Below are 13561 nucleotides of genomic sequence, written 5' to 3' on the forward strand. Positions count from 1 at the left end.
GCGAGGTCAGACCTCGAGCAGCTCGGCTTCCTTGTTCTTGACCGCGTCGTCGATCTGGGCGACGTGCTTGCTGGTCAGGTCGTCGAGGTCCTTCTCGGCGCGGCGCACCTCGTCCTCGCCGGCCTCGCCGTCCTTCACGATGCGGTCGAGCTCGTCCTTCGCCCGGCGGCGGATGTTGCGCATCGCGACCTTTGCGTCCTCGCCCTTCGACCGGGCCATCTTGACCAGGTCGCGGCGACGGTCCTCGGTGAGCTGGGGGAACACCACGCGGATGATCTGGCCGTCGTTGGTCGGGTTGACGCCCAGGTCGCTGTCGCGGACGGCGCGCTCGATCGCCGCGAGCTGCCCCATGTCGTAGGGCTTGATGACGGCCATGCGCGCCTCGGGCACGGTGATGGATGCCATCTGCGGCACCGGCGTCATCGCGCCGTAGTAGTCCACGAAGATCTTGGCGAACATCGACGGGGCGGCCCGGCCGGTGCGGACCGACCCGAGGTCCTCCCGAGCGACCGACAGGGCCTTGTCCAGCCGCTCCTCGGCGTCGAGCAGGGTGTCGTCGATCACGGGTCTCTCCTCCATCGCGACGGCGTCGGCGCCGTCCTCGTCTGCGTGCTGGGGTGCAGCCGCGCTCAGGCGGGCTGGCTGATCAGCGTGCCGATCCTCTCACCTGAGGCGGCACGCGCGATGTTGCCGTCCGTCAGCAGGTTGAACACGACGATCGGCATGCGGTTCTCCATCGACAGGCTGATCGCCGTCGCGTCGGCGACCTTCAGCTCGTCGGCCAGGACCTTGGCGTAGTCCAGATCGGTGTACATCTGCGCGGCCGGGTTGGTGCGCGGGTCGTCGTCGTACACGCCGTCGACGCCGTTCTTGGCCATCAGCAGCACCTGGCAACCGATCTCCAGGGCACGCTGGGCGGCGACGGTGTCGGTGGAGAAGTACGGCATGCCGGCACCCGCGCCGAAGATGACCAGCCGCCCCTTCTCCAGGTGCCGGACCGCCTTGCGCGGGATGTAGGGCTCGGCGACCTGGCCCATCTCGATCGCCGTCTGGACCCGGGTCTCCAGGCCGACCTGCTCGCAGAACGCCTGCAGCGCCAGCGCGTTCATGACCGTGCCGAGCATGCCCATGTAGTCGGCCTGCCGGCGGTCCATGCCGGCCTCGGCCAGCTCCGCGCCGCGGAAGAAGTTGCCGCCACCGACGACGACCGCGACCTGGGTGCCGCCGTGCACGACGTCGGCCAGCTGCCGGGCGATGCTGTGCACGATGCCGGAGTCCACACCGACGCTGCCGCCGCCGAAGGCCTCACCGGAGAGCTTCAGCAGCACGCGCTTGTAGCCGTGCCCGTCGGCGGGCTCGAAGGCACTGGGAGCGGACAGCGGCGGGGTGGTGTCGGTCAACGCGTCATCCCTGGGGTCGTGTCGAGGCGGTGGGAGTCGATCGGAGTGATCCTGCCGCATGGCGGCACCCGGCTCCTGCCGAGTGCCGCGGTCGCGACCGGGGCAGGAGCCGGGCTGGACAGGCGACCGGCCCCGTCCCTGAGCGGGAACGGGGCCGGTCGTACTACCGGGGTGGAGATCAGGCCTGGCCGACCTCGAAGCGGGCGAACCGCTCCACGGTCAGGCCGGCTTCCTCGACGATCTGCTTCACCGTGCGCTTGGGCTCGGTGATCGACGGCTGCTCGAGCAGGACGAAGTCCTTGTAGTAGGCGTTGACCCGACCCTCGACGATCTTGCTGATCGCCTGCTCGGGCTTGCCCTCTTCCTTGGCCGTCTGCTCGGCGACGCGACGCTCGGTCTCGACCGCCTCGGCCGGGACCTCCTCGCGGGTGAGGTACCGCGGGCGGGCGGCGGCGATGTGCATCGCCAGGCTGCGCGCGGCCTCCTCGCTGCCACCGGTGTACTGCACCGCGACACCGATGGCCGGGGGCAGGTCGGTGGCCCGCTTGTGCAGGTACACGGCGGTGGTGCCCTCGAAGGCGGTGAAGCGGGAGAGGACCAGCTTCTCGCCGATGCGGGCGGACTCACCCTCGATCAGCTTCTCGACGGTCTGGCCGTCGACCTCGGTGGCCAGCAGCGCGGCGGCGTCGGCCGGCTTGGACTGCAGGCCGATCCCGAGCAGGCGCTCGGCGAGGGCTCCGAAGTCGGCGTTCTTGGCGACGAAGTCGGTCTCGCAGTCCAGCTCGAGCAGCGCGCCGTCCTTGCTGACGACGATGCCGTTGGTCGTCGAGCGCTCGAGGCGCTTGCCGACGTCCTTGGCGCCCTTGACGCGGAGCAGCTCGATGGCCTTGTCGTACTCGCCGTCGGCCTCGGTCAGGGCCTTCTTGGCGTCCATCATGCCGGCGCCGGTGGCGTCGCGGAGTCGCTTGACGTCGGCTGCGGTGAAGGCAGGCATGTCTCTTCCCTCTGGTCGGGTGGTGCGTGCTGTGGAACGGCCGTGCGGCAGCGCCGTCCTCCCGCGATCAGCGGGAGGACGGCGCCGGGCCGTCAGACGGCGTTGTTCTCCTTGCCACCGGTGGTGGCGGGGACGTCCTCGACCGGGGCGACCTCGCCGACGGTGACGTCGGCCGGCTGCGCCGGGGTCTCGGGCAGCGGGGTGGCGGCGGCCTGGTCGGCGGCGGTGCCACCGGTCAGCAGCTCGCGCTCCCAGTCGGCCAGCGGCTCGCCGGCGGCGACGGCGGGCTCGGCGCCTTCCTCACGGCCGGCGTTGGCCTGCGCGGCCGAGCGGGCCATGAGGCCCTCGGCGACCGCGTCGGCGACCACGCGGGTCAGCACCGCGATGCTGCGGATCGCGTCGTCGTTGCCCGGGATCTTGTAGTCGACCTCGTCGGGGTCGCAGTTGGTGTCGAGGATCGCGACCACCGGGATGTTCAGCTTGCGGGCCTCGCCGACGGCGATGTGCTCCTTCTTGGTGTCCACGATCCAGATGGCGCTGGGCACCTTCTTCATGTCGCGGATACCGCCGAGGGAGCGGTCGAGCTTCGCCTTCTCGCGGCTGAGGACCAGCTGCTCCTTCTTGGACAGGGAGACCAGCACGCCGGTCTGCTCCATGTCCTCGATCTCCTTGAGGCGCTCGAGGCGCTTGAAGACCGTCTGGAAGTTGGTGAGCATGCCGCCCAGCCAGCGCTGGTTGACGTAGGGCATGCCGACGCGGGTGGCCTGCTCGGCGACGACTTCCTGCGCCTGGCGCTTGGTGCCGACGAAGAGGATCGAACCGCCGTGCGCGACCGTCTGCTTGACGAACTCGTAGGCGTTGTCGATGTACCCCAGCGTCTGCTGCAGGTCGATGATGTAGATGCCGTTGCGCTCGGTGAAGATGAATCGCTTCATCTTCGGGTTCCAGCGGCGGGTCTGGTGCCCGAAGTGGACGCCGCTGTCGAGCAGCTGCTTCATGCTGACGACTGCCATTGCAGCCTCTCTGATCTTCGCGCGGCCACCGGCCGCGCTCCTCGGTTGTCGCGGAGTCGCCGGGTGGCGCTCCGCCCTGGCGTCCTGGCTGCGCCACTCCCCCGGCGAGGCCGGGACCGAGGTGGCGACTGTCCCGCCGATGGGCGGGAGAAGGACGCGCGAAGTCGACCCGTCGAGACGGGCCGCGTCCCACAGCATACGTTGTGTCAAGGCGTGCTCCGTCCACAGGGCGAGACCTCTCCACAGCTCCCGCTCGACCGGCCCACCAGCGGGCCTCCGACAGCAGCGTGGTGGAGGTGCGCACCCGCCTGGTCCTCCTCCTCGTGCTCGTGTCACCGGCGCTCGTCGGGGCGCTGCCGGCGGCGGCCGGACCCTCGCCGCGACCGGCCGGTACGCCGAGCTCCTGGGCCGCTCCGCTGCCCGTCGAGCTGGTGGTGACCCGGCCGTTCGAGGCGCCGCCGCACCGGTACGGCCGCGGCCACCGCGGTGCCGACCTCGCCGGTGCGCCGGGGCTCGCGGTGCTCGCCGCGCGCGACGGGGTGGTCGTGTTCGCGGGCATGGTCGCCGGGCGTCCGGTGGTCAGCGTCGACCACGCCGGAGGCCTGCGGACGACGTACGAGCCGGTCGCCCCCTCGGTCGGCGCGGGCCAGCCCGTGGTCCGGGGCGCACCGCTGGGCACGCTGCTGCCCGGCCACGAGGGGTGCCCGGTTGCGGCCTGCCTCCACTGGGGCCTGCGCCAGGGCGAGGACTACCTCGATCCGCTGGCCCTGCTCCGTCCGCCGCGGGTCCGGCTGCTGCCGCTGGAGGCTGCTCCTACGCGGGGCGCGTCGCCCGCCAGATCGTCCAGCGGTCGGTCTCGGTCAGCGGCCCCTCGGGCAGCCGATCCCTCAGTTCGTCGACCAGCGTCGCCAGCTCCGCGTCGTCGAGCTCGTGCAGGATCGAGCGGCCGGTGCGGGTGCCGATCTCCGCCAGGTACTGCTCGCGGTCCTCGTAGCGGCGGCGCACCTCCCACAGCGAGCTCGCGTCCACGCCGTCGAAGCCGGCGGCGGTCAGCGTGGTCGCGAGCGCCGCGGGGTCGGGCCGGCGGCGGTTCTCCACCTCGAGCAGACGGGGGTGGACCTCGAACAGCCAGCCGCGCGGGTGGGTCGGCGATCCGGGCTGGGCGACGTCCTCGGCGGTGCGGTCCTGGATCAGGTACGTGCCGCCGGCGTGGAGCACCCGGAAGGCCTCGGCCGCGACGGCGCCGAGGTCGGGCGTGTGGTGCACCAGGGCCCGTTCGAAGACGACGTCGGCGCACCTGTCGGCCAGGCCTGTGGCGGCGGCCTCCCCCTGGCGGAAGTCCACGCCGGGCAGGCCGGCGTGCGCCTCGCGGGCCGCGTCGAGCATCGGGTCGCTGAAGTCGACGCCGAGCACCATGGCCGCGCCGAGCTCCTGCCAGGCGCGGGTGTAGGTGCCGCCCCCGCAGCCGACGTCCACGACCACGGCGTTCACCGGCTCCACCAGCCTGCCGACGGCGTCGCGCCAGGAGTCATCGGCCCGACGCCCCGAGTAGGTGCGGCGGTTGGCCTCCGCGTGGAAGTCGATGGCCACGAGCACCTCCGGGATGTCCGACCGAGGAGCCGAACCTAACCCGTTCCGCAACCGGACGGTCGCGCACCCAGTGATCAGGCGATGCCGGCGGCGCGACTCCGCGCCGCGGTCCGCTCCTCGCTCGTTCCTCGCTGCGATGCTCCCGCTGCTGTCGTCTGTGACCCATCACGTTAGTTGGGCAAACCGCGATCTTCTGAACAGCGGCTTCGTCACTCGTGAGCAACGCGGTCGTCACTTCAGTTGGGCAAACCCCGGAAAGTTCGTCACTTCAGTTGGGCAAGGACGTTCGTCAGTTCAGTTGGGCAAAGCGTGCCCGGACGGCGGCACGAAAGACCCTCGCTGCGCTCATCCAGGTCGGCTATGCCTGAACTTCGCGGACAGCCTCGTAGGCCAGGGCCTCCAGATCGGCCCGGAGTGCCGCGAAGTCCTCCACCGGGCTGAGCGGCTCTTCTCGCAAGTTGTGTTCACTGCGGATGCGGCGGATGGCTGCGCGGAGGGTCTCGGCCTCGATGCCCGCAGTAGGGACCTTCTCGTCGATGTCTTCGAGGAGGGCCGCGACGTCGCGCTTCGAGGCGGTCTTGGGGTGGTCCTTCAGGAAGTTCTTCCGCAGCCGGTTCACGGTTTTGGAGGTGCGTTCGCGGTCGTTGCGTCGCATGGCGTCGCGCTGCGCCCGATCGATACGGGCAAACAGCACCTCGAAGTTGCCCAGGACACGATCCCGTTCCTCTGCCGGTGTGTCCCCATGTGCAAGTACGTGGAGGACGGCGCGGGCAAACGCCACCTTGGCGAGCCGCAACTTGGTGGAGGCGCGTGCGCTGGCGTCCGTGGCCGCCTTCTGGGCGGCTTTGAACAACTTCTGCTCGGGACCGATGTCGATCGTGGTGAGGTCCTGGTCGATGATGGCTGCGTCTCCTGGAGAGAGCACCTCGCAGGCCAGGTGCTTGATAGCGAGGATCGCGATCTCGCTGGTCAGGAGGTCTTCCATCTCCTGGACCGTCTTGGTGGAGAGGTCGAGCGCTGCGGGGTCGTCGTCCTGGCCGAGGGTGCCGACCTGAATGACGAGATCGTCGTCCACGAGTTGGGTCTCTCGGTAGCCGAGGTGCAACTCTGCGGCAATGCCGTCTGCTTCATCGTCGCTGTCGAGCAGAACAATGACTGCGGGGGTGTCGACGTCGCGGCCACGGGCCAGGTAGACCATGTAGGGAATGTGTTCGGCGCCTCCGGCCGGAACGAGGGACAACTCGTTGAGGTCGAGGCTGGCGCCGGTGCGGCCGAGGCGGCGGCAGAGGGAACTGATGCCCGCCAGGAGCACCTGGTCGGCCTGGCCTTCCAGCATCAGGTTGCAGTGCCCGATGAAGGTTGTCTCGGCGACGAATGCACCGAACGCGGAGCGGAGCGGCTCGTAGTGGTTGTGGGCGGCGTTGCCAACCACCCTGGTGCCTTCTTCGCCGTCACCCTTCTCCAGCACGCGGATGCGTTCGCCGTGGTTCTTGTCGATTAGGAACGGCGAGTGGGTCACGTAGACGACCTGCACGGGGCGCTTGTCGAGGTCGTCGGGGTTGGCGAAGGAACTGAAGATTTTCAGCAGGTCCTGCTGGCCGAGGCTGGACAGGTAGGTATCCGGCTCGTCCATGAGCAGAACTTCCTGCGTGCTCTTGGGCTGGTGCGACAGGTACTGGACGAAGTAGGAGAGGAAGTAACTCATTCCGCCGCTGCGCTCGCTGAACGAGTAGTCGCTGCCGGTGCGATCACGGACGGTGAAGACGAGGTGGAAGTCCCGCAGGGTCAGGTAGAGCGAGAACTGGCTGTCCTGGGACCACCACTTGGGGAAGTTGAGTGCGTCGGCGAGTTGCCGGTTCATCCGGTCAACGATGCCGTTGGCGTACCCCTCGGACTGCTGGGCCGCGTCCCGCAACTCCTCGAACGCCGTCCGGTTGATCCCGGCTACATCGACGAGGAGTTTCTCGGCGAGTTCGAGGCGAGCCCGCAGGTGCTTGTCCTCGTCGCTCGGCTCGGTGGCGAACGCTTCGGCGATGGTCTTCTGCTTCGCCTGGTCGATGCTCGTCAAGGACTCGAAGAGGGACCAGTTCTTGCGGACGTTCTTCATCGCGCTGAGGTCATGCTTGCGCGACCTCGGCTGGTCGGTGTCCGGGGCGACGAGGTAGTCGAGGGAGACGCTGTCCGGCAGCGGGATGTCTGCGTCGATCTCGAAGTAGGTCGGCAGGGCGATCTTCTTGACGTCGGCTGGTCGGAGGGGCACGTCCACCCACTCGTCCGCCTTGAGCACATAGAGGACGGCGCGCTTCCCGAAGCGGAAGAGGTGGAAGGACGACACATGGGCGTCCTCGTCGAGTTTGGCCAAGGACCGGATCATCGTCGCGTCCTCGGGGCTGAGGTTGTCGAACTCTCCGCCGAACTCCGGCAGTGCCATCTCCTTGTTGACCGCGAAGAAGTCGGAGTAGCGACAGAAGTCGCGACGGACGATGTTGTCGCCGGTCAGCAGGCACTTGATGGCGGAGAGCAGTTGACTCTTGCCCGACTCGTTCGCGCCGACGACGGTGGTGATGTCGCGTTCGAGGGAGACACGGACGAACGGGTAGAACAGTTGGTCCTCGCCGAGGACGTCCCAGGGATCGGCGACTGCGCGAGGGTCGCTCTTGCGCAGGTAGTCGTAGTTGAACGACCGGAAGAACCGGACGTAGAGGTTCTTGACGTTCACCGTAGGCCGCCCGACTCCCGGTGTTGCTCCACGAGGACGGCCAGCCGCGCGACTTCGACCTGCTTCGACTTCACGTCTCGCACCGTACGGGGAAGGTGCGACAGACGGTGCGCTTAGTCATCACGCCGCTACCGCTGTCGCTACGTCCAGGGTGCAAGGGGATCAGTAGTTGTCGCCGAGTTCGTCGAACAAGGCTTCGACCTGAGGCTTGGTCGTCGCCTTATCGAGTCGTTCTGCGATGCCGTTGCGGGTGAGGTCGAGAGACTGGAGCCGGTCATCCACCTTGATGACAGCGACCACGCGGCGGACTCGCTCGGGCTTCGTCTGCGCCCAGCGGGCGAGTCCGGCCCACTTGGGTCCGGTGTCGGCGGAGTTGTGCAGGTGTGGGTCGACGATGTCCAGGCTCAGGCCCTCGTCCTCGATCTGGTGGAAGAAGAGGAAGTCGGGGTGGAGGAGCCCTTCTTCGCCGCCGTGCTCGTAGGGGATGGAGAGCGCGTGCTTGCCACTGGAGGGGTTGCGGTACCAGCCGACGAGGGAGTCGAAGGTCAGTTCTTCTTCGAGGACGCCTTGTTCCCAGGTGGATCCGAGGGGTGCGGGGTAGTCCCCGGCGTTCGGGTGTCCGGCGGGCAGGGCGAAGGCATGCCTGGGGTAGGTCTTGACCGGCACGAGGGTGTCCCCGGAGACCTTCTCGGTAGCCACCTTGACCGATTCGGGAACGTCCAGGTTGGCGGCGGCCATGCCGCCCTTGGTTGGCTCCCAGAGCGCCTTGAAGTCGGTCTGCACGGCCTGCGTGAAGCCCCGTTCGACGGCGGTCTTGTGGGTGCGCTTCCAGGCGTCGATCTGGGTAGCGGCTGCGGCCTCGACGGCGTCGATAACGCCGTCGAGGGTTGAGAGGGCGGCGACGCGGGCCATGGCGTCTTCGTCGTCGTATCCCTGGTTGTCGCAGAGGTCGCCGTAGTACCAGTCGGCCGTGGCGTCGGGCATGACTCGCCGGGCCTTGTTGTAGGCGTCGGCGAGGTCGCGCCGGGTGACGCGCCGACGCTGCGGCTCCGCCGAGCCAGCGTCGGCGGCAGCCTCTTCATCGTCGATGACGGTGAACGTGCCCCCGGCGATCGCCCGCTCGGTCATGAGGAGTTCGAGGTTGTCGGCCACTCGCTTGTCGACCGCGTGACGGTGGGCGTCGTCCTCGGTGCGGACTGCGGCGATCATGCGGGCCTTGACGGTGGCCGTGGGGGCGGCTTCCAACTCCTTCTCGGCCAGCAGATCGGCGAGGGCGATGAGTCGGGCGACGTTGGAGCGGTAGGCCCGCTTGGGACGGACGTAGGACGGGAGGGAGGCGAGAAGGTCGAACACGTCCTGGGGAACCGCCGGGTTGGCCGGGCAGACGACCGGGTTGATGACGACCTGTGGCGGGGCGACGGTCTCCCCGGCCAGGGCTTCGACGACCTTCTCCACGTTCTCGGGGTCGTAGTAGGGCAGGTACATGGTCACGTCGTTGAGTGACTCGTCGGTCTCGATCCGGCGGGCCAGCGGGGTGCGGACCATGCGGCCGATCAACTGGGCGATGTTCGTGTAGTCGGCGGCGGCGCGGAGCGACAGCATGACTTCGGCGCGGGGGCAGTCCCAGCCGGTGGTGAGCGCGTCCTTGAAGAGGACAACTCGGACGCGGTCGTCGTCGGTGATCGACTCCGGGGACACGTACCGGACCTGCCTGTCCCCGATGCGCAGCGTGCTGTGCTCGCCGAAGGAGTGCGCGACTGCCTCGTTGGTCAGGATCGGCCAGTTGAGGGCGAGCGTGTCGAGAATGGCGGCGACCTTTGTGTCGGGAACTGCGGGCGGGACCTGGACGACCAGGATTGGTTCGACGAGGGAGTCGCCGGTGGCCTCGTAGTGGGCTCGCCAGGCAGCGTCGGAGGCCATGAGGTCCTGGACGGCCTGCTGAAGGAGGGTGTCTTCGGCGATCTGCGCTTCGCCGGGGTGCTTGACGAGGATGCGGTCCTTGAGCATGCCGGACTCGCGGACCGCGTTCGCGTCCACGCTGACCGGGGTGACGGTCCGCGTGCCCTGGGCCTCGCGAGCGCTCATCGACTCGTAGAAGCGCTCCGGCGTGGCCGAGATGCCGAGCACGAGCGGGGCCGGGGGCTGGTGCGTGCCGATCGGCGTCGTGCCGCCGTGCACGACGGTGTTGACGATGGTCTGCTTCGCCGCAGCCCCGTTCCCGGTGCCCCGGTGCGCCTCGTCCCGCACCACGAGCAGGTTGGCCCCGCGAGCCCGGACGGTGTTGGCGATGGTGTCCCACAGGCCATGCGTTCGGTGATCGTTCGCCATCACGTTGCCGTCCCGATCGGGCACGGCTGCGTGATAGGAGGTCGCTCCCCTGCCGAGTTGCTGGATGTGGCAGAAGTACACCTTGCCGGGGGCGAAGGTCCGTTCGTCGAACGTGTTGTCGATCGTGACCAGGTGGCCGTCGGTGAACCGGGAGGACGCGAGCAGCATCTTGTTGGCTGTCTGTGCGTTCAGCGCCGGGTCGTCGGTCAGCCACAGGACCGCGAGGTCGCGGTTGGCGTCGGTGTCCTCGGTCCCGAACATGAGCCCTTCGAGCACGGCGGTCGCGATGACCGTCTTGCCTGCGCCTGTCGGCGCGGTCAGCCCGATGGCGGACATTCGGCCACGGCCCTCGTAGGCGGCGGCGGCCTCGCGAAGTTCGGTGATGACGTCACTGGTCGCCTTCACCTGGTAGTCGGTCAGAGTGAACTTCACAAGTCAGCCTCTCGGCGGTCGGCACGGATGGTGCGGCAGGGCAGTGATCTCTTCGGGCTCATCACGCGCCGCCCTGAGTGTTGATCTCGAAGTTGGTCAGGTAGTCCTCGTAGAGCCGCTTGACCGGCACGCCCTGCGGGAGCCGGGACAGCGCTCGTTCGTAGGCGGTGTCGGAGTCGGTCACGACGAAGCACACCCGGATGTCGGTCCCGTCGAGAACGGCCTTGGTGACAGCCTCGGCGAACCGGACCGTGGCGTCGGTGTCGAAGAGAACCCCGTAGCGGCCGGTGAGCGCCCAACCGGACTCGGTCGGCTCGCCAATGCGCTCGTCGGTGGCTCCGGCTTCCAGCCACAACAGAGGCGCGATCGCCGCGAACTCGCGTCCGCGCCGGACCGTGCCGGGGTCGAGGTAGTGCAGGTCGAAGAACTCGACGTTGGCGGACATCCCGTCGGAGTAGACCGAACCGTCCGGCCGCTTGCCGGTAACAACCGTGGAGATACGCGGGCGGGTGACGTACTCGAACACGCCCCAGGCGTTCCAGTCGGGATCGCCGGGATGATGTCCCGCCTTCCGCAAAGCCTTCGCCTGCTTGGCTCCGACTTCGTTGTTGGTCACGAGGATCGAGCGGCGAGTGCCACCGTCCTCTGCGTTGAGCCGGAGGACCGCTTCCGTGGTGGTTCCCGAGCCGCCGAAGAAGTCCAGGATGACGGCATCGTCCGGTGCCGCGAGCGCAATCCAGCGCATCAGGACGTCAGGGTCCTTGGGATTCGGAAAACGCTTGGCCCCCAGGATCTCGGTCAACCGCGCACTTGAAGCGTTGCGGTCGCGAACGAAGACTGACTCGGGCACTTGGCTGTTCATTTCCTCCAGTCGAGAGATTCCGCCGACGCCCGATGTCTCGGTCGGACCGAAGTGAATCAAGCCACGCTCGACGAGGTCAGACATTGTCTCGCGCGAGTAACGCCATCCATTCGGTGGCATGGGGACGGGCTTGCGGGTGCGGGGGTGCAGCAGGTCGTACTGGAGGTTCGGTCGCGGGTTGGGGCTCGTGAGGTTGCCGTCGGTCCGAATGGGTCGCCCATCGGCGTCGAGTGAGACGAACCGCGTGACGGCGTCAGATGCCACGCCTGTCTTCTTGAAGTCCTTGATCCAGGCGCGCCACCGCTTGGTGGCCTCGGCGTGGTCGCCATTCGTGGCCGCCCAAATCTCCGCCGCCTTGTCCAGCGCCTCGTCAACTCCGGGCTTTTTTTCCCGCCACTCGATCTCCGCCTGGGTCAGCGCTTCCTCGTTCTTCGCGTAGACAAGCATGTAGTCCGCGCCGTTAGAGACATAGCGCGAGTCGTTCTTTCGGCCGCCCTGCCAGACGATGTTGGAGATGAAGTTCTGCGGGTGAAACACCTGGTCGAGGAGCATGCGGAGCCGGTGCTGCTCATCGTCTCCAATGGCGACGATGATGACCCCGGTCGGCTTCAGCAGATCCCGTGCGATGAGCAGGCGGCGTTCCATGAACGACAGCCACTTCGACGACCGAGTGCGGTCGTTGGCATCGACGTATCGGTCGTTGTAGATCCAGGAGTCGCTGCCGGTGTTGTAGGGCGGGTCGATGTAGATCAGATCGATCTTGCCGAGATGTGCAGACTTGAGAGCCTGAAGGACGTGGTAGTTCTCACCGTTGATGACGGTGTGCCAAGGCTGTCCGGGCGTCCGTTCGATGCGTTCCACAGAGCGCAGACCGGGATAGACCGGATCCCCGAAGGCGCGAACGACTACAAGGTCGCTGACCGGCCGTTCCGAGCCGTCGTCGAGGACCGCAACAGCGCGGACTGTGCTGGTGAAGCGTTCTACCGTCCAGGTGTCGGTCGAGGACTCGTCGCGCAGTGCGACCGTCACGCCCTTCCGGACGGGGTGATTCGAGAGGCGTGCCGCCTCGGGCATGTGGCGGTCGAAGAGCAGGCCGAACGTCCGCGATCCGCGCAGTTTCTCGACCTCGGACTCGATCAGCCGACGCAGGGCCGGGTTGTCGATCCGATCGATGGCGTCGTCCAAGATCGGCTTTTGCCGGTTGGCAACCATGCTGCGGCGACTCCTCATCGACCTTGCCCACTACCTACCGTGCCTGTATCGGCACGATGAGACGGTAACTGCGACGTCCGACACGGCGGGTTCAGCAAGCGGAGTCAGGGCTGCTCGGCCAGTCCAGCGGTGGCGCGAGCCGGGCAGCACACCGGGCGCACCGCGCTACAACATCAACCAGCAGGCCAGAGAGCGTCGCGTCGCGCCAAGGACGTACCTGACTCGAAGTTCGGGCCGCAACAGCGTCTACGAGGTAGCGCTGACCTCAGGCGCCGGAGGAGAGGTCCGAACGGCTGCTTTGCCGCCGTTCCCTCTCGGACACACGCTGTTGGCTGGACACCGGACGCAGGCCGTAGTCCACGGCGAGGCTCAGGTCCTTCGCGACGAGCATGAGGTCGTCGATCCAACTGCCGACCGGCGGAGGCTTCATGCTGTTGAACTCAGCCGTGGCTCGCCCGAGCGCGGTCAGCAGGCGATCGGTCCTGGTGACTAGGACATCGACAAGTTCGGCGGGAACGCCGACGAGTGGCGGGCGGTCCTGAGCGCGCCGGGCCTGCTGCTTCTGGGTGTTCCGCTCGGTCCGGTGCGGTAGGCAGAACGCGGCCTTGGGGTGGTCGGAGATGGTGGTGTCGCAGCAGCGGCACCAGTTGGTGCCGTCAGGGGCTCGGCGGCCTCGCACATCGCCGGTGGGGAACCGGAGGGGCACGTCCTCCATCGAGATCGGACCCTCGGTGGGTCGCGACGCTGGGTTCGAGACCTGGTCGAGCGTGAGCCCTTCTGGCTGCTGCACCGGGGTCTCCTTGGCATTCGTGACTGTCATAGGTGCATTCGTGACAGTCACGAATGCGGCGCTCGATCGCGCGGACGGAACGGTCAACAGTGCTCTGACCTGCTCGTTTACATGTCGAGTGGTCGGGCGCTTGACGCAGCGTATGCGCACAGTCGTGTCATTCGTGACAGCCGCGCCCGCTGGACCGTCCGGATTTCGCCACCGTGGAAGCGTCGAGCCGA

At 67.9% G+C, this 13561-nt stretch carries 9 protein-coding genes and 1 pseudogene; 1 reads left to right on the plus strand and 9 read right to left on the minus strand.

The genetic code is table 11. The features are described from left to right. Positions 1-6: 6 nt before the first annotated feature. From frr to rpsB, 4 genes are all read right to left on the minus strand, one after another. A complete protein-coding gene (frr, locus tag GCU60_RS14445; RefSeq protein WP_163206415.1) occupies positions 7-564 on the minus strand; it encodes a ribosome recycling factor in 558 nt (185 codons plus the stop codon). 65 nt (positions 565-629) lie between these two features. Next, complete coding sequence (pyrH, locus tag GCU60_RS14450; protein ID WP_430537425.1) at positions 630-1400, minus strand: UMP kinase; 771 nt, start codon at positions 1398-1400, stop codon at positions 630-632. Between the two features lie 178 nt (positions 1401-1578). Next, positions 1579-2394 carry a translation elongation factor Ts gene (gene tsf / locus GCU60_RS14455; RefSeq protein ID WP_163206419.1) on the minus strand — a complete coding sequence of 272 codons (816 nt, stop codon included), beginning with the start codon at positions 2392-2394 and terminating at the stop codon, positions 1579-1581. A gap of 92 nt (positions 2395-2486) precedes the next feature. Continuing rightward, entirely contained in the window at positions 2487-3407 is a 921-nt protein-coding gene (rpsB, locus tag GCU60_RS14460) for a 30S ribosomal protein S2 (RefSeq protein ID WP_163206421.1), read from the minus strand. Positions 3408-3841: 434 nt separating this feature from the next. Here rpsB and GCU60_RS20435 point away from each other — a divergent pair. Further along, positions 3842-4156: pseudogene (locus tag GCU60_RS20435) on the plus strand (M23 family metallopeptidase); the annotation flags it as partial. A gap of 64 nt (positions 4157-4220) precedes the next feature. Here the strand turns inward: GCU60_RS20435 and GCU60_RS14470 are convergent. The 5 genes from GCU60_RS14470 to GCU60_RS14490 form a co-directional block, all read right to left on the minus strand. Further along, positions 4221-4997 carry a methyltransferase domain-containing protein gene (locus GCU60_RS14470; protein WP_163206423.1) on the minus strand — a complete coding sequence of 259 codons (777 nt, stop codon included), beginning with the start codon at positions 4995-4997 and terminating at the stop codon, positions 4221-4223. A 358-nt stretch (positions 4998-5355) separates the two neighbouring features. Beyond that, a complete protein-coding gene (locus GCU60_RS14475) occupies positions 5356-7716 on the minus strand; it encodes an AAA family ATPase (protein ID WP_163206425.1) in 2361 nt (786 codons plus the stop codon). Positions 7717-7878: 162 nt separating this feature from the next. Next, the gene (locus tag GCU60_RS14480) at positions 7879-10476 is read right to left on the minus strand and encodes a DEAD/DEAH box helicase family protein (protein ID WP_163206427.1); all 2598 of its coding nucleotides are present in this window, start codon (positions 10474-10476) and stop codon (positions 7879-7881) included. Between the two features lie 61 nt (positions 10477-10537). Next, positions 10538-12550 carry a site-specific DNA-methyltransferase gene (locus tag GCU60_RS14485; RefSeq protein ID WP_163206429.1) on the minus strand — a complete coding sequence of 671 codons (2013 nt, stop codon included), beginning with the start codon at positions 12548-12550 and terminating at the stop codon, positions 10538-10540. A 265-nt stretch (positions 12551-12815) separates the two neighbouring features. Further along, a complete protein-coding gene (locus GCU60_RS14490) occupies positions 12816-13340 on the minus strand; it encodes a hypothetical protein (protein ID WP_163206431.1) in 525 nt (174 codons plus the stop codon). Positions 13341-13561 lie beyond the last annotated feature (221 nt).

This window comes from Blastococcus saxobsidens, from assembly GCF_010682065.1.
In the GTDB taxonomy this organism is placed as follows: domain Bacteria; phylum Actinomycetota; class Actinomycetes; order Mycobacteriales; family Geodermatophilaceae; genus Blastococcus; species Blastococcus saxobsidens_B.